The organism is Streptomyces aureocirculatus (genome assembly GCF_000720475.1).
Lineage (GTDB): Bacteria > Actinomycetota > Actinomycetes > Streptomycetales > Streptomycetaceae > Streptomyces > Streptomyces aureocirculatus.
This window is the reverse complement of record NZ_JOAP01000021.1, coordinates 67,029-91,767: the sequence shown is the minus strand read 5'-3', so window position 1 is coordinate 91,767 and position 24,739 is coordinate 67,029. Positions and strand designations below refer to the sequence as shown.

Below are 24,739 nucleotides of genomic sequence, written 5' to 3'. Positions count from 1 at the left end.
AGCGCCCCATCGGACATCAGGACGACGTCAGACGGGGCGCGGGCGGTTCCCGTGACGGCGGCGACGCCACGGGGCCACCGGGAGGGAAAGGGACCGCGCGCGGCGGGGTGCACCGCGGGGGCGCCACACCTTCGCAGAATCTCCGCACAAATTTGCGGCTTTTCGACCGGGGGTGCGGCCCGTCCCACGTGAACGAACCCCCGCGCCACACCTGCCGTTGGCTGCTCCCCCGCTCCTGGCCTACTCCCCCGTCACCCCGTCGATCCGCTCACGCAGCAGATCGGCGTGGCCGTTGTGGCGGGCGTACTCCTCGATCATGTGAGTGAGGATGTGCCGCAGGGAGTACGGCCTGCCGTCGTGGGACCCGGCGACATCGAGGGAGGCGGCGCCCGCGACGGTCGCGCGGGAGCGGTCGCACTCCGCCCGCCACACCCGGAACGCCTCCTCGACGTCGGCGTCGTCGACGTCCCACTGCGCGTACCCCTCCCCCCGGGGCCCCGCCCAGTGCGGCTTGTCCGCCTCCCCGAGCAGCACGCACCGGAACCAGCCCCGCTCGACCTCGGCGAGGTGCCGGACCAGGCCGAGCAGGCTCAGCGAGGAGGGCGGCACCGCCCACTGCCTGAGCTGAATCGGCGTCAGCCCGGCGCACTTGAGCGCGAGCGTCTCGCGCTGGAAGTCGAGGAAGGCGGTGAGCATGGTGCGCTCGTCGGCCTCACCCGGCGGCTCGCCCCGGGGATCTCTGTGAACGTCATCACTCGGCATCGGCATCGCCCCATGATGCCGAGGGCACAGCCGCCCCACCAGTACGGGAACGCGCCTTACCGAAGCCTGCCCGCCCCGAGGCCCGCCGCCGGAACCGCGATCCGCTACGACTATCGTCGAACAGGCGATGTCACAGGGCGAGAGAAGGACTCGGGCAGATAAATGACGGATTACCAGTTCGAGCTGCATCCCTATTTCCACAAGAAGATCCGGGGCCGCAAAGGCGTCGTGGGTGCGTTCGAAGAGGTGACGGTCGAAGCCGAGCGCCGTAAGGGATTCGCCCGGACGACCGGCGTCCACATGGACGTACACGTATACGGCGACAAGATGCCCGACCTCCTTTACCAGACGGTCGGCCCCGGCGAGCCGAGGCTGAAGAACGCGCGCCTCACCCTCGCCGGACAGCCCGTCCTGCTCCGGTTCAACGACAAGGCCTACCGCAACACCGCGCGGGCGCTGCACCTGGAGTACCAGGATCGTTCGTACGAGTACGTGGTGACGCGCGCGAGGAAGTCGGCCACGCTGAGCCGCCCCGGTGTCCTTGTCTCCCTCACCCGCGGCCCGAGCCCGGCCAAGAAGGGCATGAGCAGTTTCGGCAGCGTGACCGGGGAGGCGGACGCCGTCGATCTCGCGCTCGCTGTCGCCTTCGAGGAAATCGACACGGACGAACTCACCGCCGGCGGCGCGATTTCCAGCACCGTGAACCGGCTGCTGTTCCCGGGACGCAATGAGGGCGGCGCGGAGTAGCTGCCGATCCGGCTACCGGTTCACCGGCTTCAGCCCGGTTACCAGTTCACCGGCTTCAGCCCGGTTACCAGTTCATCGGGTTCAGTTTGGATTTGGCGACGCTCTTCCCCAGGTCCTGTGCCTTGTTTCCGACCCAGTCCTTGGCCTTACCCGCGCCGTGCTTGATGTCGTCCCAGTGCTCGACGACCTTGGCCCCGCCGTAGACGGCGCCGGTGACCACGGTGGCGCCGATCGTGAAGGGATTGGGCGCCACCATCGCCGACGTCAAGGACGCGTTGAAGCCGACCTCCGCCACGTCCGCGACATATCCGGCGCCGTTCTTCTTGAACGCTTCCTTCGGGTTTCCCTGCGCCCAGACGTTGGCGGCGCTGACACCCGTGGACAGGGCGGTCCCGCCGATACCGGCGACGCGGATGAACCCTCCCGCCTTCGAGGCGGCGCCGAGCCCCTTGAGGAACGGGGACGCCGTCCTGCCCGCGGCGATGACGGACGGCCGGGCGTTGTTGAGCTTCTGGAAGTAGGCGGCCGTCCGGCCGACCCTGAAGAGGCTCGCCTGCCCGGCGCGGGCGACCGTCGCCCCCGAGTGCGTCACCCCTCCGTACCGTGCGGCCAGCGCGTCCGATCCGACGAAGAAGTTGACGCCGCTGGTCACCAAGGGGGAACGCACAACGGGCAGCGTCCGGAAGCCGTCCCAGGCCCGCCCCAGCAAGGTGCTCCGGAGCGTCGTGGTGAACGGGACCCGGGTGGCCTGTTGATAGAGCCTGTTCCGGGTGAACATGTTGCCCAGTTGGCCGGGAAGCCAACTGCCCGGGGCGGCGAGCGAACGCAGCTCGCCCTGCGGGAGGCCGAGCAGACGGGCGCCCGCCCACGCGCGTGCGCTCCCGCCGCGCGCCCACCAATCGGAGTTGAGGGCCGTCCTGAGCAGTCCGCTGTGCCAGGAGTTCTGGGTGAAGACGGTCGCCATGGCCGCGGCCGCGACCGTGGTCACACCGCCGACCTTCATCAGCGTGAGGACCTCGCTGAGGTTCTTCAGCGCCTCCTCGACGTTCTTCTCACCGGCCTCCTTCAGCCCCGGCACCTTCGCCAGATAGTGCGCCTCGATACGTGCCAGCCAGTCGCTGTACGTCTCGCGGTGACCGCGTTCGAAGAGCTGCTCGCCGCGCACGAGCGTCGCCCGCTTGCGCAGGTCGGGCGCCGTGGTGGTGACCCAGGTGCGCATCGGTCTGATGGGGCCGAGCTTGTCGGTGACCCCGAGGTGCGACGCCCGGGTGAAAGCCTCGTCGAGTCTGTCCTCCAGACCGCCCTTGCCGTCGATGAGCTTGGCGAGCTGGTCCAGGTCGTCCGGATTGACGTTCCGCATTTCGTTCCCCCTGTGAGTGCGACTGCCGTGGGTGCTAGGCAGTGGCGCCCGCGCCGACCAGTTCGTCCTTCTCCGGCAGGAGGTCCGCGAGCTTGTCCCAGACCTCGCCCGCACTGGAGCGGACGAGCCGCAGCGTGCTCTCGGGGCCGACCTGGCCCTCCTGGATCGGCTCCTCGGGCTGAACCCGCAGCCAGTGCCCGTGCTGCCCGCAGTCCCACACCGCGAGGGAACGCACCGACTGGGAGTCCTCGGCGCCCCACGCCGTGGTCATGCGCCAGGTGGAGTCGAGGTTCAGCGTCAGGTCGACGAGCGCGGTGAGCTCGGGCTCGGCCAGGTCGCTCGCCGCGGAGAGCGCGGTACGGGCCACGTCCCGCAGGTCCGCCGCCTCGTCGGTCACACCCTCCAGGGCGGCGAACACCGCGTCGAGGGCACCCATCGTCGTCGTGATGCCGGAGACTCCCGCGGCGTGTTCCGCGTCCCGCTCGCCCCGGCGCAGCTTGACCTTGCGGGCCATCTCCCACACCAGGGTCCCCGGCTCGATCGGCACGTACTCCGACTCCTCGTCACCCGGCCACGCGTCGTGGGAGAACACGGCGTCCTGCCCCACGACCACACCGTGGGCGAGGGGACCGTGCTGCCCGGTCACCTCCGCCTGGATCAGCACCAGCGGACGCGCGAGCGCGGTCAGGAACTCCCGGAGCAGCGGGGACAGCTCCCCCTCGGGTCCCACCAGACCGATCTGCTGCAACTCACCGAGCGAGTGGTACAGCTCGGCGGGCGGGGTCTCCTTGTCCAGGAGATGAGCGAAGACGGCGAGGTGGCGCTCGGCCAGCTTGAACCGGCCGCGGGAGCTGTCGAAGGAAGGCATGTGGATCAGTGTCGCTTACACAGATTCGCTTTCGCGCAGGGGGTGGAGCGGCCGTACTGGCGATGGGCGACCGGCCTGCGCGCGGCCGCCGTCGCGATCGGCAACCGTCGCTACGACAGCCGGTCCATGAACCGTCCCGGAGCGGAGATCAACGCGCCGCGCAGGGAGAGGTCTCGCGCGTACACCCCCTCGAACAGGATGGCGATGCTGATGTCCACCGAGTCCGCCGCGCCCTGGACGCTGCCCGAGATCACCTCTGGATCCCGCCAACTGGAGCGCTCCATGTCGACCTTGGCTTCGTCGCGCACCAGAGCATGGTGCCGCTTGTCCTGCTTCTCCACGTAGGTGTACTCGCGCCCGACGGCCCAGATGCGCAGCGCCCGCTCTTCCTTGCCCGTCCTCCAGGACTTCCTCGAGAAGGCGGCGTCACGCCCGGCGACGCTCAACTTCCCTCGGGCGAGCCGTGGCCTTCCGGAGTACGGCCAGCCGACGAATGACGACGGTGGAATGCTGTCGCCCGTCACCAGCGCACCGATGTGCGTCGTCCGATCCTGAACGTGCACGAGCTCCAGGGCCGGGAGAACGAGTTCCACGGCCCCAAGGCCACTCACCTCACCGCCCCAGAAAGAAATGCGCTCTCGCGGACTCATATGTCCGGTGGAATACCTGTGTCGAAGTTCGAACGAAGATGCGCCCATGCCTGCCTGCTCGCCTTTCCCGTGCCGCGGTCAGTCGAAGGGGTTCAGTCCGCTTACCAGTTTCTTGCCGCCCTCCTTTAGCTTGTCCACGCCTTCCCCGACCTTCTTGCCCGCCCAGCGTCCGGCGTCGGCGACCTTACCGGGGAACTTCTTCACCTTGTCCCAGTTGTCGATGACGGAGGACACTCCGTAAACGGCTCCTGTGATCGCGGCCGCTCCGAGGGTCCACGGTGTGGGGGCGACCATCGCGGCGGTCAGGGAGGCGTTGAAGAGGGTGCCGGACACGTCGGAGACATAACCGGCCTTGTCCCGCTTGAACGCGTCGACGGGATTGCCTTGCTGCACGACGTCGAACGCGCCCGCAGCCGTCGCCACCACACCGCCGCCGACGCCGGCGACCCGCCAGAAACCGCCCGTACGGAGAGCGGTACCGGCTCCGGTCGTGAAGGCGGCGAGCTTTCCTGCGCCGCCGGCCCGCTGCAGGGTGGAAGCGTTCTTCCCCACCTTGATGAGGTTGGCCTCCCAGGCCCACCGCTTTCCGTCCAGGACCGCGAGGCTGTTCTTCCCCGCGAGCGCGTCGAGGATCGGGGCGGGAATCCTGGCCCCGATCCTGGCTCCCATCCTGACGACGCTCGCCGGAGTGAACTTGGACGGCGACTGCCCGCGGAGAAGCTGCGAAAGCGTGGTGCCGGGCGCCTTGAGGAATTCACCATGCTTGAAATGCTTGATGAGTTTCATCGTGCCGAGCACCGACATCTTGAATACCTGCGGCATTGTTGAGGCCAGTGCCGTCAACTCGATGTAGTCGCTGACTACTTCGCCCGCGTTCTTGTTGTCCGTGACCTTGGCGACGGCCTCACCCTTGATCCTGGTCAGCCAGTCGTTGAGTGTCTCGCCCTCCTGCCGTTTCAGCCAACCGGGATCGAATTTGTCACCGTTGGCCACGGAGGCGTTCGCGATGAGCATCGTGTCGGGCGGCAGGTCCACGCCCTTCAACTGCTCGGGCGTGAAACCCGCGTACAGCGCGGCGGCCAGCGGGTCGCCGTCGCCTGCCCTGATGATGGCGGCCCGCTTGCGCAGGTCGGGTGCCGTCTTCGTCACCCATGACGCCATCGGGCTGATGGGTGCGAGCTTGTCCCGTACGCCCAGGTTCGAGGCGCGTGTGAACGCCTCGTCCAGACGGTCCTGGAGCGCACCCCTGCCGTCGATCAGCTTGGCGAGCTGCTCGAGGTCCGCTGGTTTGGCGAGGCGCATGGAGTCGTCGGTCACTTGTCCCCCTGAGTCCGACTTGACTTGATCGCGGTTGCTGGTTCGGCTCCCACTCGGGTGGTTGCCGGGGTTCTAGGAAGCCGGTGCCGCCGGTGCGGTGGGCGCGTCGACGAGGAGCTGGTCCTGGTCGGGCAGGAGGTCCGTGATCCGCTCCCAGATCTCCTTGGCCGTGACGCGGCGCACCTTGAGCTCGCTGCTCGTGTCGACCTGGCCCTCATGGATCGGCTCCGCCGGTGCCTCCCGTACCCAGTAGCCCTCCAGGCCGCAGTCCCAGACAGCGAGGCCGGCCAGGCCGAGGCCGTCGGGCCGTCCCTCGCCCCCGGGCCAGACCACGGTCATCCGCCACATGCAGTTGAGTTGCGTCAGGATCTCCGTCAGGCGGGCCGGGGCGTTCACGGCCCCGGTGATGGTGTCGGGCTCATCGACGCCCTCGGACTCCATGCGGTCCACGACCGCGTCGAGAACGCCCATCGTCGAGACGATCTCCTCGCCGATGCCGTCGGCGTCGGTGTCGTCCTGATGCAGGTCCACCATCCGGGACAGCTCGAAGACCAGCATCGCGGGCTGCACCGGGACGTACTCCGACTCCGTCTCCCCCGGCCACGCCTCGTGCGCGAAGACGAACTCGTTACCGACGACGACACCGCTGGTGGAGACACCCCGCGGCCCTGTCAGCTCCACGCGCGCGATGACATGCGGTTCCAGCAGGGTGGAGACCAGCGGGAAGAGTTCGGACGCGATCTTGTCGTCGTCGTCGAGGATTCCCGCGGACCGCAGTTGGGAGTGCGCCTGCGCCAACTCCTCCGGCACCTCCCCCTCCTCGACGAGCAGCCCAAGCACACTGATGTGCGCGTCCGACAGCCGCAGCCGTCGCCGGGTCGGATCCATGGCGGGCATCTTCTACTCCCTCTAGAGGTGGTGGGGGGCGGCGGCGGTCGCCCGGGACAGGGCGGTGAGGAACGCGGCCCGGTCGCGGGTGGCGATGGTGAGCCGTTCGCCCCGGCGGGTGCCGATCACGACGCTGTCCATGCCCATCGGCACGCCCCAAGCCCCGCCCACGAGCCGCGGGTTGCCCTGGTCGGCGGCGCGGAACCCGGGCAGCGGTGCGTCGATCGTGTTCAGCGAGGTGGCATAGCGCTGCGCCGCGCCCGGCACGGCCTCGCCCAGGGCCGCCCGCACGGAGCCGGGGTCCAGCGAATCGAGCGGGAGGCGCTCACGGCCCACCCGCAGCGTCCGCGCGTCCAGGTCGATGCGGTGGTGGACGAGCTTCGAGAACGGGACGGCGAGGCAGACGCCGAGAGGCAGCAGGAACAGGGCGCCGAGCCCCAGCCAGACACCGAGGTCGTCGGGCAGCGTCCCCACGCCCAGGTACGCCATACCGGCGAGGTAGAGCACCACGCATATGACGGACCACGTCCTTTTGGGCCTCTCCTCGTAATACATGCTTCCTCGCTGCTGGTTATGGGGCGCGTCCGACTGGTTGACGCTATCCACGGGGCCCGCAGTTCCGCCAATGGTGATATGGGGTCAAGTCCCCCATAGCAGGCAACTTGCTGCATGGGTCGGCGTGAGAATGCCCGCCCGATACCGGCGCACCGGGCATTGCGGGAGCAATTGAGTCGACGCCGGATGGGAATTCCTTCTTCCGCCGTCCCGCACTTCGACACCCCCGAGGGCCCCTGAGTACTCTCGTTCCAGGACCGGCTACGAACGCGGGCGTCCCGGGGCAGCCCCCGCCGCGCCCGGCGGGCCGGTGTCGACAGTTCAACGGGGAGGTAGTCGAGGTGGCGGATCCAGAGCTCGCGGAGCAGACGAAAAGGGCTTCCCAGTTGCGCAGCCTCGCGGACCACATCGAGGATCTCCCGAAGGCCACGCGTGACTTCTCGACGACGCAGATGAAGTCCTGGGCCGGGCCGCACGCCGACGGTGTGCGGGGCGACCTGAAGAGCTGGAAGACCAAATGCGAGAACGTCGCGGAGGCGCTGCGCGACGTCGCCCGCAGTTGCGACCAGGCGGTCAAGGACGCGAAGAAGGACAAGAAGGAGAAGTAGGCAAGCGGGCCCGGGGGCCCGGGAAGCTCTGCGTCGAAGGCCTGGAACAGGCCGGGGTTACAGCGCCTGGAACAGGCCGGGGTTACAACGCCTGGAACAGGCCGTGTCCAAGGCCGGGAACAGGCCGTGTCCAAGGCCGGGAACAGGCCGTGTCCAAGGCCTGGAACAGGCCGTGTCCAAGGCCGGGACGAGGTCTGGTCGAAGGCCGAAGGCCGGGAGGAAGCATCAGCATGCAGGTCATGGTGACCGCCGTACGGGAGGGCGTCGCCCCGCAGGACGTCCTGCTGACCGTGGAGGACGACGCGACGGTCGCCGACGCGGCGGCCTGTCTCACCGTCGCGGCCGACACGAGCAACGTGGTCACGGGACGCTTCCCCGCCTCCCTAGCCGTCAAGGGCGCCGACGGATCAAACGGCGTCGAGGCCGCCGACGGCACCGCGGGCACCAGGGCCGCGGGGCTGTGGGTGGACGGGACCCTGTACGACGCCGCGGCCCCCGCGTCCTCGGCGCTCCGCGACGGCGTGCGCGTCACCACCGACGACTCCATCGGGCCCTTCCTGCGCGCGGGCGAACCGGTCGGCCGCTTCGAGCTGCGGGTGTGCGGCGGCCCGGACACCGGCCGCGTCACCCGCGTCCAGGCGGGCACCGTGAGCGTCGGCACCGACGCCTCCTGCACGCTGCCCGTCGCCGACCCGACCGTCCCTGGCCTCGCCTTCCGGATCGCCGTGGGCGTCGACGGCAGCGTCACGCTGCGCCCGCAGGACGGCGTACCCCTGACCCTGGACGACTCGCCCGTGACCGCCGACTGCCCCTGGCCCACGGGCCTGCTGCTCGCGGTCGGCGACACCCGGGTGATCCTGGCCGAGACCGAGGCGCCGGACGCCCACCTCGCCCCCACCGACGACGGCGGCTACGCCTACAACCGCCCGCCCCGGTTCTCCCCGCCGCGGCAGCGCCCGCGGGTGACGGTGCCCGCGGAGCCCGTGAAGGGCGAGGGCCCGCGGCTCCAGCTCATCACCTCGTTCATACCGGCCCTGTTCGGTCTGAGCATGTACTTCATGACCCGGCAGATCTACACGCTGCTCTTCTGCGCGATGAGCCCGCTGATGATGCTCGGGTACTGGTTCAGCGAGGCCCGCCACCAGCGCAAGAAGTACAAGCAGGAAGTCAAGGAGTACAAGCAGGCGTGCGTCGCGTTCGACGCGCAGGTCACCGAGCTCGGCAAGGCCGACCAGCGGGCCCGCCGCGCCGCCCACCCCGACCCCGCCGAACTCCTGCTGTACGCGACCGGGCCGCGCCGGCGCCTGTGGGAGCGCAGGATCGTCGACCCCGACGTGCTCCAGTTGCGGGTGGGCCTCGCCACGCTGCCCGCGGAGATCGAGCTGAGGGCCGCCAAGAGCAGCAGCTTCGACGAACCGCCGGAGCCCCCCGTCGTCGCCGACGTCCCGGTCACCCTGGCGCTGCCCGAACTGGGCGTCATCGGTGTGGCGGGGCGGCGCGACCTCGGCCTCGCCGTGTCCCGCTGGCTGCTCGCCCAGGCCACGGGGCTGCACAGCCCGCGTGACCTCTCCCTCGTCGTGCTCTCCGCCGCCGCCGACGCCAAGGCCGCCTGGGACTGGGCGCACTGGCTGCCGCACACCGCGCCCCAGCAGGGCCAGGACTGCATGTCCCTGGTCGGCTCGGAGCCCGAGGTCGTGGGCCGCCGCATCCAGGAGCTGCTCGCCGAGCTGGAGCGGAGGAAGGCCGCCGCGAACGACTTCGGTGCCTCGAACCGGCTGCGCCCGGACCCGTTCGTCCTCGTTCTGCTCGACGGCGCGCGGCTGCTGCGGCGCATGCCGGGCGTACCGCAGTTGCTTCAGGAGGGGCCGCGGCACGGCATCCTCGCCGTGTGCGTCGACGAGGACGACCGGCTCCTGCCCGAGGAGTGCAAGGCCGCCGTCATCGGCCTGCACGAGCAGCCCCACCACGTACGCGTCAGCGGCGGCGGCCTCGAACACGTCGGGGACGTACTCGCCGACCAGGTGTCCGGCGCCTGGTGCGAGCTCCTGACCCGCTCCCTGGCCCCGGTGCGCGACGTCAGCCAGGACGACGCCGACGCCGCCCTGCCGACGGCGGCCCGGCTGCTCTCGCTGCTCGGCATGCCGGACCCCACGGGCGCCGACGTCGCGAACATCTGGCGGCAGGGCGGTTCCACCACGGCCGCACCCATCGGCATCGCGGCCGACGGCCCCTTCGTCCTTGACATCCGCAGGGACGGGCCGCACGCCCTGGTCGCGGGCACCACCGGCGCGGGCAAGTCCGAGCTGCTCCAGACGATCATCGCCTCGCTGGCCCTCGCCAACCGCCCGGACGCCCTGAACTTCGTCCTCATCGACTACAAGGGCGGCAGCGCCTTCCAGGACTGCGCCCAACTGCCGCACACCGTCGGCATGGTCAGCGACCTCGACGCCCATTTGACGGAGCGCGCGCTCGCCTCGCTCGCCGCCGAGCTGAGGCGGCGCGAGGAGATCCTCTTCGACACGGGCACCAAGGACCTGGAGGACTACAACGACACCCGCAGGATCCGCCCGGAGCTCGCACCGATGCCCCGGCTCGTCCTGATCATCGACGAGTTCGCCTCGCTGGTCGCCGAACTCCCCGACTTCATCGCGGGACTCGTCGACATCGCACGCCGTGGCCGGTCCCTCGGCGTCCACCTCATCCTGGCGACGCAGCGGCCCGCAGGTGTCGTGAGCGCCGACATCCGCGCCAACACCAACCTGCGCATCGCGCTGCGCGTGACCGACGGCGGCGAGTCCTCCGACGTGATCGACGCGCCGGACGCCGGTGCCATCGCCAAGTCCACGCCCGGACGCGCCTACGTACGCTCCGGCGCCCAGTCGCTCGTGGCCGTGCAGTCGGCCCGCATCGGTGGCCGCAGGCCCAGCAACGACGCGGACCGGCCGAAGGCGACCGCGTTCCCCGTGGACTGGGCCGCGTTCGGCCGTCCCGCCCCCCGCGTCGCCTCGAACGACGACGACGGGACGCTGGTCACCGACCTGAGCGTCCTTGTCGGCGCCATCCGTGCGGGCGCCGAGCTGATGGGCTTCGGTGAGCAGCACAGCCCCTGGCTGCCGCCGCTGCCGGACCTGCTGTGGCTCGGCGAACTCCCCGACGTGACTGAGGAGCGGCCGCGCGCGGCCGACGAGGTGCCGCCCATCAGGATCGGCCTCACCGACCTGCCCGCGCAGCAGCGCCGGGCACCGCTGGCGCTCGACCTGGTGCACGGCGAGCACATCATGCTGGCCGGCGGCGCCCGCTCGGGCCGCTCCACCGCCCTGCGCAGCCTCGCCGGTTCCCTGGCGGCCAACACCTCGCCGGCCGACGTGCACCTGTACGGCATCGACTGCGGCGCGAACGCCTTGTTGCCGCTCGCCAATCTGCCGCACTGCGGTGCCGTCGTCACCCGCGACCAGCCCGACCGCGTACGCAGACTGCTCGACCGGCTCTCCGGCGAGATCGCCCGGCGGCAGCAGTACCTGGCCATGGAGGGCCTCTCCAGCGCGGCCGAACAGCGGGCCGGCGCGGCGCCCGATGACCAACTGCCGTGGATGGTGCTGCTCATCGACAACTGGGAGGGCTATGTCGCCGCCCTGGAGAACGTCGACTACGGCAAGCTCATCGACATGGCCACCAAGATCTTCCGGGAGGGCGCGGCGGTCGGCGTGAAGGTCGTGATGACCGCGGACCGCAGCGGCTTCAGCGGTCAGGTCTCGCCGTCGTTCGCGGACAAGCTGATCCTGCGTCTCACGGACGCCAACGAGTACTCCCTCGCGGGCCTCTCCGCCCGTGAGGTGCCCAAGGACATGCCGTCGGGCCGTGCCCTGCGCCTGACCGACCAGGGCGTCCAGGAGAGCCAGATCGCCCTGCTCGCCCCCGACCCCTCCGGCCAGGCGCAGGTCGCCGCCCTGCGGGAGATCGCGGCCGAGGCCAAGCGCGTGCACCCGGTGCCGCCGCGGGAGCGCCGCCCCCTGCGCGTCGACGAACTGCCCATGCGGATCACCCTCGACCAGGTGCGCGCACTCGACCCGGCGTTCGTGCCGCCGTCGCCGCTGTGGGCCCTGTTCTGTGTCGGCGGCGACGAACTGGAGCCCATCGGCATCGACCTGGACGAGTCGGGCCCCGGCTTCGTGATCGCGGGTCCGCCCAAGTCGGGCCGGTCGACCGCCCTGCTCGTGGCGGCGAAGAGCCTCCTCGCGAACCAGGTGCCGACGATCCTGGTCACCCCCCGGCGTTCGCCGTTGCGATCCCTGGAGGAGGACCCCGGCGTACTCGGCGTGCTCACCGCCGACAGCACGGAACGCGACCTGAAGGAACTCATCGACCGTACGGACGGCAAGTTCGCGGTGGTGGCCGACGACGCGGACATGCTCTACGACGGTTCCCTGGACCGGCCGTTGGAGGAGGTCGCGCAGAACGGCAGGGACGGCGGCATCGCGATCGTCGTGGCCGGTGCCACGGACACCCTCAGCTCGCAGTACCGCGGTTTCGTGGTGGAGGCGCGGCGTTCGCGCCAGGGCATGATCCTGTCGCCGCAGAGCGCGTCCGACGGGGAGCTGTTCAACGTCCGGGTGCCGACCGGGTCCGGCGGGGGTCCCGTCGGGCGCGGCATCCTGGTCCGCTCCGGCCTGATAGTGCCGGTGCAGGCCATCCTCGACGCCTGACCGGCCGGGCCCCGTCAGGGCCGGGGCCCCGCCAGGGGCGCGGGGAACTGCGCGACCAGCCACGAAAAAGCCGCAGACGCGTCTGCACAGTTGCTCGGCAGACGCGTCTGCGGCTTGTCGCGCGCTGAGCGCGCAGTTCCCCGCGCCCCTTACGGGGCCCCACGTACGGGTACGCGGAAACGGGTCAGCGGGCGGTGGCCTGCTCGATCCGGTCGTGGCTGTTCTTGGCCGACTTGTGGGCATCGCCCAGCGAGTCCGCGAGACGGTTCATCTGCGGCTTGAACTCGCGCCACTCGTCGCGGAACCGGTCGGCGCCCGGGCCCTTCCAGAAGCCGTGGCTGTCGTTGGCCTGGCCGTCCAGGAGATGGATCAGGTCGCGGACCTCGGTCTCCTTCTTCTGGAACGCCTCGTACAGCTTCTGCAGCTTCTCGAGTTTTGCACCGCGGTCGATGTCAGACATCGATACCTCCCCGTGTCGCTAAAGTAAATCTTCTCAACTGCCACGTGGGACGCTACCGCACCTGTCAACGCCAGGTTTACCGCCCACCGCATCCTGCGACGGTCCTGCGACATTGCCGCGACACAACGGTGTTCGACGAATCCCCCATAGCCTTGCAGAGGCACATATCTCCCCCGGCCTTCACCCCGGTCGCCGCCTTTTCCTCAGTCCACCTTCTTCAGCCGCGCTTCCGGGTCCCCCGCTCCCGGGTCCACGGAGGTGTACTGCAACTCCGCGCCGACCGGGCGCAGTCGTACGGTGTGGGACGCCTGGGAGCACTGCTTCTCGTTGGACTCGGCGCCGACGCCCGTCGCCACGAGTTCCTTGGCCGACGCCGACTTCAGGGTGAGGATGTCGACGCACTTGTTGCCGATGAGGTCCGTCTGCGTCACCGTGCCGATGCGCCGTCCCGGCCCGGCGGCCTGCTTCACGGTCACGTCGAACGTGCCGAGCGGTACGAGTCCTTGCTGCGCGGACGCCTTGCCCCGCCACGTGCCGAGGTAGCGAACGGGAACGGCGCCGTCCGCGGGTGTCTGCGCGTCACCCGTCGCGCTCGGCTTCTGTCCCGCCGCGTCCTTGTTGTCGTCCCCGTCCTTCGGCAGCACGCCGAACACGAACACCGACCCCACGGTGACCGCCGCGAGCGCCCCGGCCACGGCCAGGACCACCGTGCAACTCATCTTCCTGCCCCGCCCGTCGGGCCGCGCGGGCGTGGCCGCCGCCGCCACGGAGAGGGAGAGCTTGCCGGGGCGGGGGGAGTCCGCCGCCCCGTGCGACGGAGCGGACGTCTCCCCGTACGACGCGTCCGGCGGCCCGAACACCCCCGCCGCGGGGCCGGTGAACGGTACGGGACCGGACGCGGGCACCGGATCTGGCGGCGGCCCGGCGGCCGCGCCCCCGGCGCCCGCGTCGAGGTTGAGGAGCCGCACCGCGCTCCGGCTCACCCGTTCCACCAGCGGTCCCGGCAGCCAGCCCGCCGTCACCAGGGCGGCGGCCCCGGCGGGGGCGAGGCGGCGGGACAGGTCGGCGGGGGCGGGGCGCGCCGCGGGGTCCTTGTGCAGGCAGGCGGTGGCGAGGTCGCGCAGGTCGCCGCTCAGGTCGCCGAGGTCGGGCTGTTCGTGGACGACCTTGTAGAGCAGGGCGGCCGTGGAGTCGCCGGGGAACGGCGCGCGGCCCGTCGCGGCGAAGACGAGCACGGCGCCGAGGGAGAAGACGTCCGCCGCGCCGTCGACTCCCTTGCCGAGGATCTGCTCGGGCGGCATATAGCCGGGCGAGCCCAGGGAGACGCCGGTCGAGGTCAGCGCGGTGAGGGTGGCGGTGCCGTCCGTGGCGCGGGCGATGCCGAAGTCGATGAGGCAGGGCCCGTCCAGGGTGAGCAGCACGTTGGACGGCTTCACGTCGCGGTGCACAAGGCCGAGGCCGTGCATGTGCGTCAGCGCCTCCGCGAGGCCCGCGACCAGGACGCGCGCCGAGTGCTCGGGCAGCGGCCCGCCCTCGCGCACCGCGTCCGTCAGCGAGGGGCCCGCCGCATACCCGGTCGCCACCCACGGCACCGGCGCCTGCGGGTCCGCGTCGAGGACCGGGGCGGTCCAGGCGCCGCCGACCCGCCGGGCCGCCTCGACCTCCCTGCGGAAGCGGGCGCGGAACTCCTGGTCCTGCGCGAAGTGCGGGTGCACGACCTTCACGGCGACCGTGCGGCCGCCCGCGCTGCGGCCGAGGTAGACCCGGCCCATGCCGCCGGAGCCGAGCCGGCCGAGCAGCCGGTAGGGCCCGATGGCGGTGGGCTCGTCCGGTTCGAGCGGGTGCATGGCGAAGGCCTCCCCCAGATGCGGCGACCGCATGCCCGGTGCGGTGCCCTCCGGTACGTCCCCCGGTCGTCCGCCGCATGCCGGTGCTGGGGGCCAGCGTAATGGGCGCGGGCTGCGCCCCCACACCCTCCGGGTGTGCGGTCCAGGCGTCCGGGAAGCCCGGCGCCCGCCGGGGGAAGGGGACCGCCGGGAAAGGGGCGCCCGGGGAAGGGGGGGCCGCCGGGGAAGGAGGCCCGCTGTTCATTGTGGTGACGCCGGTCGTCAATCCCGGCGACGAGTTCCCTTATGGCGGCGGTGGCATAGCGGGAAGCCGCACATCGGCATTCGTATGACGGTGCCGGACGACCCCCGGATACCGTGCTGTATACCGTGCCGTCGAATTCACCCCGGCGGTCAGGTCTGGAGGAGTTCCACCCGTACATCCGGAGCGAACCCCGTCGTCGCGCCGACTCGCCGGGCGAACTCCTGGACCCCGGCAAGCTGCGCGGCACCGAAGCGGAAGTCGAGCGTCGTGAAGTACCGCTCCAGGACGCTCGCGTCGAACGTCTCCCAGCGCGCCGCCTGCTCGGAGACCTTCGTGACCTCCTCCAGGGACAGATCCCGTGAGGACAGGAACGCCTGGTGCACCTCGCGCACGACCTCGGGCTCGCGCGCGAGGTAGTCGCGCCGGGCCGCCCACACCGCGAAGACGAACGGCAGACCCGTCCAGTCCTTCCACATCCGGCCCAGGTCATGGACCTCAAGACCGAGCCGCGGGCCGTCGATGAGGTTGGCGCGCAGCGCCGCGTCGCCGATGAGGACGGCGGCGTCGGCCTCCCGCATCATCAGGCCGAGGTCGGGCGGGCACGTGTAGTAGTCGGGCCGCACGCCGACCTTCTCGGCCAGGAGCAGTTGCGCGAGGCGTACGGAGGTGCGCGAGGTCGAGCCGAGCGCGACGCGGGCCCCGTCGAGCTGGTCGAGGGGCACCTGCGACACGATCACGCAGGACATGACGGGACCGTCGCAGCCCACCGCGAGGTCGGGGAACGCGACCAGCTCGTCGGCGTTCTTCAGGAACTCCACCAGGGTGACCGGTGCGACGTCGAGTTCGCCGCGCACCAACTGCTCGCTGAGCTTCTCCGGGGTGTCCTTGGTGAGCTCGAAGTCGAGGAGGTTGCCCGTCCTCGCGAGGCCCCAGTACAAGGGGAGGCAGTTCAGGAACTGGATGTGGCCGACGCGCGGCCGCGCGGTGCGGACGGGGGCTGCCCCGTCCGAGGTGTCAGCGGGAGAATTGTCCACATCGGCGAGGTTAGCCCTCCCTCGGTACGGTGCGACGGCCGGGGCCCCTGGGCCCCTCGGGGAGGGCCTTGGGGAGCACCTCGGGGAGCGCTCCCGTCAACCCCTCCGGGCCCCCGTCAAACCTCCGGGTGACGTGATCTTGATCCCTATTGCATTCGGGTGCCTGCGTGCTAAGCTCACCGCAAGTTGCAGTTTGGTTTCCCTTGCAGTACAGAGCCTGCGGAGCATGTAACCCGCAGGCTCTCGTCGTTTTCAGACTTTTGCAGTTGTTTCAACAATCGCAGGTTCTGGAGCAGGGCAACCCTTTGGCCCAAGGAGGGCTTATGGCTACCGGAACCGTGAAGTGGTTCAACGCCGAAAAGGGCTTTGGATTCATTGCCCAAGAAGGCGGAGGCCCCGACGTCTTCGTGCACTACTCCGCGATCAATGCCAGCGGTTTCCGCTCCCTTGAGGAGAACCAGGCCGTGACCTTCGACGTCACGCAGGGTCCGAAGGGCCCGCAGGCGGAGAACGTCACCCCCGCTTAGCGGTGGGTTGATCCGGAACGGAAGCAGTACCCAAGGAGCCCCGGGCTCCCCGCGTCGGCGGGGACTACGGGGCTCCTGCCTTTTCCTGGCGTGGGCGCCCTTGGCGGGGGTTGTCGGCCTTCGGCCTCGTCCTCAAACGCCGGACGGGCTGAAACACCCCGGCCCGCGGCCTTGTCCTCAAACGCCGGACGGGCTGAACTACCCCGGCCTTCGGCCTTGTCCTCAAGCGCCGGACGGGCTATTTGGGTGCCCTTCGCCCTGGTACGGGTGGAAAGGGTGGGTGGGTGGGAGAAAAGGCCGCGATGCGGCGGGCGGTCACACGTGCTGCATCACCAGGACGAACGTCGTGCCCGGAGACAGCGCCTCGTAGGTATGGGGGACATCGCCCCGGTACGACATGTAGTCCCCGGGGCCGAGCTCCACACCCTCCCCCACGGGGCCCGCGGCCAACCGTCCCGTGCTGACGATCAGGTGCTCCACGGAACCGGGGATGTGCGGCTCGGAAGCCCGCACCGAGCCGGGCTCCATCGCGCCGTGATAGATGTCGCGCCGCACCCCGGCAGGCCCCGGGGACAGCAGGGTGCCCGCGTACGAGGCCTGCTCGGCGTGCATCGTGGGCCCCTCCCCCGCCCGGATCACGGTCACCGCGGGGCCGGGCGACTCGGCGAGGACGCTGAACGGCACGCCGAGCGCCACGGCCAGCGCCCACACGGTCTCGATGCCGGGGTTGCCCGAAGCCGCCTCCAACTGGGACAGCGTGGACTTGGCGATGCCCGCACGCTTGGCCAGCTCGGAGAGGGACAGCCCCACGCGGGCGCGCTCGCGGCGCAGCGCCGCGGCGATCCACTCACGCGGCAACCCTGCCGGACGAGGTGCCCCGGCGCCTTCGTCGACATCGGTCATGCGGTGTTCTCCCTGCGCTTCCTGCTGCTGATTTTCCCGGTCCCGGTCCCGGTTCCCGGCTTCCCCGGACCGCAGGACGTTCGGCACAGAGAACGAATCGTTCGGCTTGACGAACGGCGTGGTGTCTGTTCATGCTACCCGGCATGTGTTCGTCACACCGAACGGATGACCCCGTAGAGCGAACGACGGGGTTGGTCCGATTCTCCGATCTGCCCCCCGGCGTCCTGCGCGACATCGCGCTCGTCCTGGTCGCCGACGCCGTCGTCGGCCTCTCCTTCGGCGCGATATCCGTCGCGGGCGGCCTCCCCCTGTGGGTGCCTGTCGCCATGTCCCTGCTCGTGTACGCGGGCTCCGCCCAGTTCAGCGCGGTCGCCGTGCTCACCGCGGGCGGCGGCCCCGCAGCGGCGGCGGCGACCGGGCTGCTGCTCAACTCCCGTACGGCCGCCTTCAGCCTGGCCGTCGCCGACAGCCTGGGGCGGTCCTGGCCGGCCCGGCTCGTGGGCGCGCACCTGATCACCGACGAGACCGCGGCCTTCGTCCTCGCCCAGCCGGACCTCCGCAGCCGCAAGGCCGCGTTCTGGATCTCCGGCGCCGGGCTCTTCGCCGTGTGGAACATCAGTGTGTTCGGCGGTGCGCTCGCCGGTTCCGCGCTCGGGGACACCGGGCGGTTCGGACTCGACGCCGCGTTCCCCGCGGTGCTGCTCGCCCTGGTGCTGCCCGCGGTACGGGACGACGGCAACGCGCGCCGGGCCGGTGCCGTCGGCGCCGTGATCGCCCTCGCCGCCACCCCGGTACTGCCCGCGGGGGCGCCGGTGCTGCTCGCCCTCCTCGGCCTGGTGGCCATGCGCCGCCGGGTGCCGGTCACCCCGCCGAGCCCCGGGAGCCCCTCATGAACGCCTACCTCGCCTGCGTCCTGGTCCTCGCCGCCGGAACCTACGCCTTCCGCCTCGCGGGCCCGGTCCTGCACGGCCGCGTCGAACTCCCCGCCCGCGTACAGGAACTGCTGACCGTCGGCGCCACCGTGCTCCTCGTCGCGCTGCTCACCACCGGCGCGTTCACCGAGGGGCAGGACTTCGCGGGCTGGTCGCGTCCGGCGGGCGTGCTCGTCGGTGGCGTGCTCGCGTGGCGCAGGGCGCCGTTCGCGGTGGTCGTGGCGGGGGCGGCGGGCGCGACGGCGCTGCTGCGGCTCACAGGGCTGTCGTAGGCATCCGTCTCCTGGGCATCGCCGGCACGGGCGGCGGTCACCGGCGGCGGTAAAGGGTGGCGGTCACGGGCGACGTTCACGAGCGGCGGTCAAGGGCCGCGGTCAAAGCGGCGGACCGCCTCGCCCCCGCCTCACGAACCATCTTCGTACAGCCTCTCCACCACCGCCGCATACCGCTCCGTCACCGCCCGCCTGCGCACCTTCAGGCTGGGCGTGAGCAGTCCTTCCGCCACCGTGAAGTCCTCCTCAAGGAGCGCGAAGGCGCGGATCCGGGCGGGCCGTGACACCTGGGCGTTCGCCGCGTCGACGGCCTCCTGGACGAGGGCGCGGACGTGCGGGTCCGCCGACGCGGGGGCGGTGAGGGTGACGCCGGAGCGTTCCGCCCACCCCGCGACCTCCTCCGCGTCGAGGGTGATCAGGGCGACGGGGTGCGGCCGCCGGTCGCCGACGAGGACCGCGCGGGAGACGAACCGGGAGGCCTGGACGGCGAACTCGGTCAGGGACGGCGTGAGGTTCTTGCCGCCCGAGGTGATGATGAGGTCCTTCTTCCGTCCGGTGATGCGCAGATAGCCGTCCTCGTCGAACGAGCCGAGGTCGCCGGTGTGCAGCCAGCCCTCGTCGTCGAGGGCGGCGCGGGTGGCGGCCTCGTCGGCGTGATAGCCGGGGAAGACGTTGGCGCCGCGGGCGAGCACCTCGCCGTCGTCGGCGACGCGCACCTCGCAGCCCGCGATGGGCTTCCCGACCGTCCCGTACTTCACGGCCCCCGGATGGTTGAGGCTGATGACTCCACCGGACTCGGTCATCCCGTACCCCTCGAAGACCCGGATGCCGCAGGCCCGCAGGAAGTCCAGGACGCGCGGGGCGATCGGGGCCCCGCCGGTGAGCGCCCACCGGACCCGGCCGCCGAGGGCCTGCCTGACCGGCTCGTACAGCGTCCCGTTCGCCGCCTCGTACGCTGCGCGCAGCTCGTCGGGCAGCGCGCCGTCCGCCGCGAGCACCCCGATCCGCACCGCCTCCTCGAAGCGTTCGCGCCCGCCCTCCTGGGACTCCGCGAGACCGAGCACCACCGAGTGGATCTTCTCGAAGAGGCGGGGCACGGACGGCAGATGGGTGGGCCGGGCCTCGGCGAGCTCGGTGACGACGTTCTCGATGCGGCCGCCGAAGTACACGAGCGTGCCGCCCTCGATGAGGGTGGTGAACTCGATGAGCTGCGCGAGGAGATGGGCGAGCGGCAGATAGAGGTACATGGCGTCACCGGGCCCGCCCTCGATCAGGGGCAGTGAGGCGTCCTGGACGGCGCCGACGTTGCCGTGCGTGAGGACACAGCCCTTGGGCGGGCCCGTGGTGCCCGAGGTGTAGATGATGGTCGCGGGATCGTCGGGCCCGCGGCTCTGTGCCCGTGCCACCAGTGCGTCGGCCGTGACAGCTCCGGCGCCGGCGTACGCGTCCGCCGCCGTCATCACGACGACGCGCCGCAGCCCCGGCAGTTGCCCCCGCAGCCGCTCCACCGTGGCCGCCTGCGCCGCGTCCTCGCAGAGCACCACCGAGGCCCCCGAGTCGCCGAGCACCCAGGTCACCTCGTCGTCACCCGCCGTCGGATACACCGGCACCACGACGGCTCCGGCGGCGAAGGCCCCGAAGTGCGCGTACGTCCACTCCGGGCGGGTCTCGGCGAGGATCGCCACCCGGTCCCCACACCCGACGCCGAGTCCGAGCAGGGCGCGCCCCACCTCCCGTACGGCGGTGCGCAGCCCTTCGTAGGTGACCTCCTGCCAGGCGTCGTCGCGTTTGTATCGCAGGGCGGGCAGCTCGCCGTGGCGGTCGGCCGCCCATTCCGCGAGGACGGACAGGGTCCTCGGCCGTTCGGCCGGTGGCAGCGCGGAGGACTGAGTCATGCTCACGACGCTAAGGACGGCGCCCCGTCGCGCGGGATGACCCGAAACGTCAGCGCCCCTGGCCGGGGCGCTCACCCACCGGGTGGCCTGTCGTGCTCGTCGACGGGCCCCCTCCCGCCGTGCGCTCTTCTTGACCGCGCCCCCGGCGGCTAACGTCGTGGTCATGGCCAGGCGGACGATCACCGTGCACCATGTACGGGCCGTGCTGCGCGGCGCCGAGCGCGGCGGCATCGACACCGTGCCGCTGCTCCAGGCCGCGCAGATACCGCCGCTGCTTCTCGGGGACGACCGGGCGCGCGTCACGACCGCCCAGTTCGCCCGCCTCTTCCGCGAGTTGTACCGGGCGACGGAGGACGAGTTCCTCGGCCTCGGCTCATCGCCGAGCAGGCCCGGCACCTTCGCGATGATGTGCTACGCCGCCCTGGGCTGCCACGATCTGGGCGCGGCCATGGAGCGTGGCGTGACGTTCTACGGACTGTTCCCCGACGGCCCCGACCTCGCCCTGACGCAGGCGCCCGACGGCGTCGTCTTCACCGTACGCAACGACCTCGACCAGGACTTCTTCCTCGCCGAGTGTCTGGTCATCATCTGGCACCGGCTGTGCAGTTGGCTGATCGGCCGCCGGATCGCGCTGCGCTGGGCCGACTTCGGGCATCCGCCGCCCCCGCACAAGGACGAGTACGAGCTGCTCTTCGGCTGTCCGGTCCGCTTCGGCGCGGAGCGCACCGGGGCCGGGCTCGACGCGCACTGGCTGGCCGCGCCAATCGTGCGGGACGAGGACGCGCTCTCGGCGATGCTGCGCCGGGCGCCGTTCGACCTGCTCTCGCGCCATGATTACGGGACGACGGTCGCCGAACAGGTGCGGCGGGCCCTCGCGGTGGCGCTGCGGACCTCGCCGCGCCTGCCCTCGCTCGGCGAGATCGCGGCGCGGCTCGCGGTGAGCCCGGCGACGCTGCGGCGACGGCTCGCCCAGGAGTCCACGTCGTACCAGCAACTGAAGGACGCGGTGCGGCGGGACGCGGCGATCGCCGGGCTCGCCGCGGGGCGGGAGCCGATCGCGCAGCTCGCGGCGCGACTCGGGTTCTCCGAGGACACGGCGTTCCACCGGGCGTTCAGGCGCTGGACGGGAACGACACCCGGGGCCTACCGCGCCGACGGCACGGGGGCCGACGGCACCCGTCGACCCTTCCCCGCGGGTGCCACTGGCACCCCAGGTCAACAAAGCTGAGCGTTCGCGTCAGCCCCGTCCTTACTCACCAGTCACTACGGTCGTTCTCCCATCCCCCACGAACTGTTGGGAGAGCCGCATGCACGTACGCACGAGCTTCAGAGCGGTTGCCCTGCTGGCCGCCGCGGGCCTGTCGGCCGCGACCCTCACGACCGCCGCGCACGCCGACGACACCAAGGCCGCCGGTGACCCCGCGCGGTCCGGGGCCGCGGCCCCCGCGCGAGCGGCCGCCGCGCCGGGTGACATCGTCAGCTCCGAGCCGAGCGCCTTCCACCCGCTGCCCGGCCAGCCCACCCACACCAAGGCCTGGAAGATCCACTACCGCTCCACCACGGCGAAGGGCACCCCGAACACCGTCTCCGGCACCGTCATCGTCCCCCAGGACGGCCGCACGGGGCCGCGCCCGCTGATCACCTACGCCGTGGGCACGGTCGGCGTCGGCGACCACTGCGCGCCGAGCGCAGGCTTCCCCCGGGGCACCACGCTTGAGGCCAACCTCATCCAGCAGCTCACCCTGCGCGGCTGGGCGGTCGCCGTGACCGACTACGAGGGTCTGGGCACCCCCGGGGACCACACGTACACGGTGGGCAGGGCCGCGGGGCACGCGGTACTCGACGCCGCCCGAGCCGCCATCCGGCTGCCCGGTGCGGGGCTCTCGAAGGACTCGCCGGTCGGCATCATGGGCTACTCGCAGGGCGGCCAGGCCTCGTCCTGGGCCGCGGAGCTGCACGGCTCGTACGCTCCCGACCTCGATGTCAAGGGCACGGCGACCGGCGGTGTGCCCGGCGACCTGATGAAGGTGGCCGACTTCAACGACGGCAGTTACGGCTCGGGGCTCGTCTTCATGGCGGCCATCGGCCAGAACGCGGCGTTCCCCGAACTGAAGCTGGAGTCGTATCTGAACGCCACGGGCAGGAGCCTGATCGGCGCGCTGCGCAACAGTTGTGTGGCGGACGGGGCGGTGCTCGGCTCGTTCAAGAAGATCCGCGACGTGACGACGGAGAACCCCCTCGAACAGGCCGACTGGCAGCAGCGCCTGCGGGAGTCCCAGGTCGGCACGCGCGCTCCCGACGCGCCGGTGTACCTCTACCACGCGCTGGCCGACGAGCTCATTCCGTACGGCGTCGGCAGGCAGGTCCGCACGGACTGGTGCGCGCGGGGCGCGAACGTGGAGTGGCACACCATCCCGCTCGGTGAGCATGTGAGCGGCGTCATCACGCAGTCGCCCCTGGCCACCCAGTGGCTGGCGAACCGCTTCGCGGACAAGCCGGTGCGCGGCAACTGCTAGGGCCTGTCGGGCCTGGTCGGGGGCCGGGCTCACGAGGCCCGGCCGCCGCCCCGCGGCAGCAGCCACCCCGAGAGCCCCGCCGTGGCAAGGAGCGTCACGCCCACCACCACGAGCCCCTGCCGCATCCCGCCCACCGCGAACCCTTCGGCGCCGGAGCCCCCGGAGCCGCCGATCAGGGCGCCGAACAGGGCCACCGAAAGCGCCCCGCCCGTCTGGCGCAGGGAGTTGAGGAGGCCGGACGCGGTGCCCGCGCGGTGGCCGGGGACGGTGTCCATCAGGAGGGCCGTCAGCGCGGGCACGGCGAGCGCGCCGCCGATGCCGGTCGGGGCGAGGAGCAGCAGGACGAGCCACAGGGGCGTGTCCGCGCCGAGGGGCAGCAGGGCGAACATGGCCATGGCGAGGACGAGCTGGCCGGTCACGATCACCGGGCGGCGGCCGACGCGCTCCGCCATGCGCGGCGACACCAGGTTCGTCGAGGTGATGAGCACGGCGAGCGGCACGAACATCAGGCCCGTCGCGATCCCCGACATGCCGAGCAGTTGCTGGCAGTACAGGCCGAGCAGGAACACCACCCCGTAGAAGCCCGCGTTCACCGCGAAGCCGACGGCGAGCGAGACGCCGACCTCGCGCTGCCGCAGCATCGAAAGCGGCACCATGGGCGCGCGGTGGCGCTTCTCGGCGGCGCGGAAGGCGACCGCCGCGAGGACCGCGACCGCCACGGCGACCAGGACGCCCGGGTCCGTCCACCCCGCGTGTCCGCCCTCGATGACCGCGTACGCGAGCCCGGCGAGTGCGGTGACGGCGGTGAGCTGGCCGGGCACGTCGAGCGGTGCCGGGCGGCGCGGGGACGGCGGGATGCGGGTCAGCAGGGCGAGGATCACGGCGCCGACGGGCAGGTTCAGGAGGAAGACCGCGCGCCAGCCCACGGTCTCGGAGAGCACCCCGCCGAGCACCGGGCCCGCGGCCATCGCCACCGATCCGCCCACCGTCCACAGCGCGATGGCGCGGGCCCGGCGCCGCGGGTCGTCGTAGGCCTGGCGGATCAGTGCGAGCGAGGCGGGCATGACGACGGCGGCGGCCGCACCCTGCGCCACCCGCGCGGCGATCAGCGTGCCGATGCCCGGCGCGAGGGCGCACGCCAGCGAGGCCAGGGCGAACAGGGCGGTGCCCCAGGCGTACGCCCGGCGGGCCCCGGCCCGGTCCGCGAGTGCCCCCGCGGAGATCATCAGCGCGGCGAACATCAGGGTGTAGGCGTCGACGACCCACTGCAGTCCCGTCATCCCGCCGTGCAGATCGGCGCTGATACCGGGCAGCGCGATGTTCACGGCGGACACGTCGACGGTGATGACGGTGAAGCCGAGCAGGGCGGCGACGAGGGCGACGGCGGGCCGGTCCGGGGTGACGGGGCCCGGGGCACCGGGGCCCGGAGCGCCAGGGTCAGGGGCGCCGGGGTCAGGGGCGCTCCCAGGGGTGGGTCGTGAACGCGGAAGCAAGGTGGAGGACGACATGGGGGCCCTTCGGGAGGGGGGTGTCGGGCGGCGCCCGTACACCGGCCGCCGGGCACCCACGATCCCCGCACGCGGCCGCGCCCGGCAGACCGCGCTGTTCCTGGTCCTGACACGGCCCCCCACTTTCCGTACGCGTCACGGAC

At 71.5% G+C, this 24,739-nt stretch carries 21 protein-coding genes; 8 read left to right on the top strand and 13 right to left on the bottom strand.

Features of this window, described 5'->3' with window-relative positions:
- Positions 1 to 240: 240 nt before the first annotated feature.
- Positions 241 to 762, bottom strand: a complete 522-nt coding sequence (locus tag IG78_RS0120550; RefSeq protein WP_030565345.1) for a DinB family protein — start codon at positions 760 to 762, stop codon at positions 241 to 243.
- A gap of 162 nt (positions 763 to 924) precedes the next feature.
- On the opposite strand from IG78_RS0120550, the gene IG78_RS0120545 reads away from it, so the two are divergent.
- Entirely contained in the window at positions 925 to 1,509 is a 585-nt protein-coding gene (locus IG78_RS0120545; RefSeq protein WP_051852803.1) for a hypothetical protein, read from the top strand.
- 64 nt (positions 1,510 to 1,573) lie between these two features.
- Here the strand turns inward: IG78_RS0120545 and IG78_RS0120540 are convergent, their stop codons facing one another.
- From IG78_RS0120540 to IG78_RS0120515, 6 genes are all read right to left on the bottom strand, one after another.
- Positions 1,574 to 2,869 (bottom strand): hypothetical protein, encoded by a 1,296-nt coding sequence (locus IG78_RS0120540; RefSeq protein ID WP_030565342.1) that lies wholly within the window; start codon positions 2,867 to 2,869, stop codon positions 1,574 to 1,576.
- Positions 2,870 to 2,903: 34 nt separating this feature from the next.
- Positions 2,904 to 3,737 carry a hypothetical protein gene (locus tag IG78_RS0120535; RefSeq protein ID WP_030565340.1) on the bottom strand — a complete coding sequence of 278 codons (834 nt, stop codon included), beginning with the start codon at positions 3,735 to 3,737 and terminating at the stop codon, positions 2,904 to 2,906.
- A gap of 110 nt (positions 3,738 to 3,847) precedes the next feature.
- Positions 3,848 to 4,330: a hypothetical protein gene (locus IG78_RS0120530; protein WP_225882127.1), complete on the bottom strand. Its 483-nt coding sequence runs from the start codon at positions 4,328 to 4,330 to the stop codon at positions 3,848 to 3,850.
- 135 nt (positions 4,331 to 4,465) lie between these two features.
- Positions 4,466 to 5,704 (bottom strand): hypothetical protein, encoded by a 1,239-nt coding sequence (locus tag IG78_RS0120525; protein ID WP_051852802.1) that lies wholly within the window; start codon positions 5,702 to 5,704, stop codon positions 4,466 to 4,468.
- A 72-nt stretch (positions 5,705 to 5,776) separates the two neighbouring features.
- A complete protein-coding gene (locus tag IG78_RS0120520) occupies positions 5,777 to 6,601 on the bottom strand; it encodes a hypothetical protein (RefSeq protein WP_030565335.1) in 825 nt (274 codons plus the stop codon).
- Positions 6,602 to 6,613: 12 nt separating this feature from the next.
- Positions 6,614 to 7,147 (bottom strand): DUF3093 family protein, encoded by a 534-nt coding sequence (locus IG78_RS0120515; RefSeq protein WP_031128972.1) that lies wholly within the window; start codon positions 7,145 to 7,147, stop codon positions 6,614 to 6,616.
- Positions 7,148 to 7,488: 341 nt separating this feature from the next.
- Between IG78_RS0120515 and IG78_RS0120510 the strand changes: the two genes are divergently transcribed.
- Both IG78_RS0120510 and IG78_RS0120505 read left to right on the top strand, forming a co-directional pair.
- A complete protein-coding gene (locus IG78_RS0120510) occupies positions 7,489 to 7,755 on the top strand; it encodes a hypothetical protein (protein WP_030565331.1) in 267 nt (88 codons plus the stop codon).
- A 230-nt stretch (positions 7,756 to 7,985) separates the two neighbouring features.
- Positions 7,986 to 12,458: a type VII secretion EssC family protein gene (locus IG78_RS0120505; RefSeq protein WP_030565329.1), complete on the top strand. Its 4,473-nt coding sequence runs from the start codon at positions 7,986 to 7,988 to the stop codon at positions 12,456 to 12,458.
- 184 nt (positions 12,459 to 12,642) lie between these two features.
- Here the strand turns inward: IG78_RS0120505 and IG78_RS0120500 are convergent, their stop codons facing one another.
- From IG78_RS0120500 to IG78_RS0120490, 3 genes are all read right to left on the bottom strand, one after another.
- Positions 12,643 to 12,918, bottom strand: a complete 276-nt coding sequence (locus IG78_RS0120500) for a WXG100 family type VII secretion target (RefSeq protein WP_051852801.1) — start codon at positions 12,916 to 12,918, stop codon at positions 12,643 to 12,645.
- Between the two features lie 203 nt (positions 12,919 to 13,121).
- On the bottom strand, positions 13,122 to 14,765 hold the full coding sequence (locus IG78_RS0120495) for a serine/threonine-protein kinase (RefSeq protein WP_030565317.1): 1,644 nt from the start codon (positions 14,763 to 14,765) through the stop codon (positions 13,122 to 13,124).
- Positions 14,766 to 15,158: 393 nt separating this feature from the next.
- Complete coding sequence (locus IG78_RS0120490) at positions 15,159 to 16,043, bottom strand: menaquinone biosynthetic enzyme MqnA/MqnD family protein (RefSeq protein WP_030565306.1); 885 nt, start codon at positions 16,041 to 16,043, stop codon at positions 15,159 to 15,161.
- 323 nt (positions 16,044 to 16,366) lie between these two features.
- Here IG78_RS0120490 and IG78_RS0120485 point away from each other — a divergent pair, with 323 nt between their 5' ends.
- Positions 16,367 to 16,570, top strand: a complete 204-nt coding sequence (locus IG78_RS0120485) for a cold-shock protein (RefSeq protein ID WP_016645643.1) — start codon at positions 16,367 to 16,369, stop codon at positions 16,568 to 16,570.
- A gap of 315 nt (positions 16,571 to 16,885) precedes the next feature.
- Here IG78_RS0120485 and IG78_RS0120480 read toward each other — a convergent pair whose 3' ends face one another.
- On the bottom strand, positions 16,886 to 17,473 hold the full coding sequence (locus IG78_RS0120480; RefSeq protein ID WP_051852800.1) for a helix-turn-helix domain-containing protein: 588 nt from the start codon (positions 17,471 to 17,473) through the stop codon (positions 16,886 to 16,888).
- 143 nt (positions 17,474 to 17,616) lie between these two features.
- Here IG78_RS0120480 and IG78_RS0120475 point away from each other — a divergent pair, with 143 nt between their 5' ends.
- Together IG78_RS0120475 and IG78_RS0120470 are read left to right on the top strand one after the other, a co-directional pair.
- Entirely contained in the window at positions 17,617 to 18,366 is a 750-nt protein-coding gene (locus IG78_RS0120475) for an AzlC family ABC transporter permease (RefSeq protein WP_030565302.1), read from the top strand.
- Positions 18,363 to 18,677: an AzlD domain-containing protein gene (locus tag IG78_RS0120470; protein WP_030565300.1), complete on the top strand. Its 315-nt coding sequence runs from the start codon at positions 18,363 to 18,365 to the stop codon at positions 18,675 to 18,677. The genes IG78_RS0120475 and IG78_RS0120470 overlap by 4 nt, the downstream gene beginning before the upstream one ends.
- A gap of 131 nt (positions 18,678 to 18,808) precedes the next feature.
- Here IG78_RS0120470 and IG78_RS0120465 read toward each other — a convergent pair whose 3' ends face one another.
- Positions 18,809 to 20,572: an AMP-dependent synthetase/ligase gene (locus tag IG78_RS0120465; RefSeq protein WP_030565298.1), complete on the bottom strand. Its 1,764-nt coding sequence runs from the start codon at positions 20,570 to 20,572 to the stop codon at positions 18,809 to 18,811.
- A gap of 163 nt (positions 20,573 to 20,735) precedes the next feature.
- On the opposite strand from IG78_RS0120465, the gene IG78_RS0120460 reads away from it, so the two are divergent.
- Together IG78_RS0120460 and IG78_RS0120455 are read left to right on the top strand one after the other, a co-directional pair.
- Positions 20,736 to 21,800, top strand: a complete 1,065-nt coding sequence (locus IG78_RS0120460) for an AraC family transcriptional regulator (RefSeq protein WP_051852799.1) — start codon at positions 20,736 to 20,738, stop codon at positions 21,798 to 21,800.
- A gap of 79 nt (positions 21,801 to 21,879) precedes the next feature.
- Positions 21,880 to 23,088, top strand: coding sequence for a lipase family protein (locus IG78_RS0120455; RefSeq protein ID WP_030565294.1), 1,209 nt, complete (start codon positions 21,880 to 21,882; stop codon positions 23,086 to 23,088).
- A gap of 29 nt (positions 23,089 to 23,117) precedes the next feature.
- Here the strand turns inward: IG78_RS0120455 and IG78_RS0120450 are convergent, their stop codons facing one another.
- On the bottom strand, positions 23,118 to 24,596 hold the full coding sequence (locus IG78_RS0120450) for an MFS transporter (RefSeq protein WP_030565292.1): 1,479 nt from the start codon (positions 24,594 to 24,596) through the stop codon (positions 23,118 to 23,120).
- Between the last annotated feature and the right edge of the window lie 143 nt (positions 24,597 to 24,739).

Coding starts and splice junctions, on each gene's coding strand:
- IG78_RS0120515 (WP_031128972.1), bottom strand. CDS start 7,147: ATGTATTACGAGGAGAGGCCCAAAAGGACGTGGTCCGTCATATGCGTG.
- IG78_RS0120500 (WP_051852801.1), bottom strand. CDS start 12,918: ATGTCTGACATCGACCGCGGTGCAAAACTCGAGAAGCTGCAGAAGCTG.
- IG78_RS0120535 (WP_030565340.1), bottom strand. CDS start 3,737: ATGCCTTCCTTCGACAGCTCCCGCGGCCGGTTCAAGCTGGCCGAGCGC.
- IG78_RS0120505 (WP_030565329.1), top strand. CDS start 7,986: ATGCAGGTCATGGTGACCGCCGTACGGGAGGGCGTCGCCCCGCAGGAC.
- IG78_RS0120475 (WP_030565302.1), top strand. CDS start 17,617: ATGTGTTCGTCACACCGAACGGATGACCCCGTAGAGCGAACGACGGGG.
- IG78_RS0120485 (WP_016645643.1), top strand. CDS start 16,367: ATGGCTACCGGAACCGTGAAGTGGTTCAACGCCGAAAAGGGCTTTGGA.
- IG78_RS0120460 (WP_051852799.1), top strand. CDS start 20,736: ATGGCCAGGCGGACGATCACCGTGCACCATGTACGGGCCGTGCTGCGC.
- IG78_RS0120450 (WP_030565292.1), bottom strand. CDS start 24,596: ATGTCGTCCTCCACCTTGCTTCCGCGTTCACGACCCACCCCTGGGAGC.
- IG78_RS0120480 (WP_051852800.1), bottom strand. CDS start 17,473: ATGACCGATGTCGACGAAGGCGCCGGGGCACCTCGTCCGGCAGGGTTG.
- IG78_RS0120540 (WP_030565342.1), bottom strand. CDS start 2,869: ATGCGGAACGTCAATCCGGACGACCTGGACCAGCTCGCCAAGCTCATC.
- IG78_RS0120495 (WP_030565317.1), bottom strand. CDS start 14,765: ATGCACCCGCTCGAACCGGACGAGCCCACCGCCATCGGGCCCTACCGG.
- IG78_RS0120465 (WP_030565298.1), bottom strand. CDS start 20,572: ATGACTCAGTCCTCCGCGCTGCCACCGGCCGAACGGCCGAGGACCCTG.
- IG78_RS0120545 (WP_051852803.1), top strand. CDS start 925: ATGACGGATTACCAGTTCGAGCTGCATCCCTATTTCCACAAGAAGATC.
- IG78_RS0120550 (WP_030565345.1), bottom strand. CDS start 762: ATGCCGAGTGATGACGTTCACAGAGATCCCCGGGGCGAGCCGCCGGGT.
- IG78_RS0120470 (WP_030565300.1), top strand. CDS start 18,363: ATGAACGCCTACCTCGCCTGCGTCCTGGTCCTCGCCGCCGGAACCTAC.
- IG78_RS0120520 (WP_030565335.1), bottom strand. CDS start 6,601: ATGCCCGCCATGGATCCGACCCGGCGACGGCTGCGGCTGTCGGACGCG.
- IG78_RS0120455 (WP_030565294.1), top strand. CDS start 21,880: ATGCACGTACGCACGAGCTTCAGAGCGGTTGCCCTGCTGGCCGCCGCG.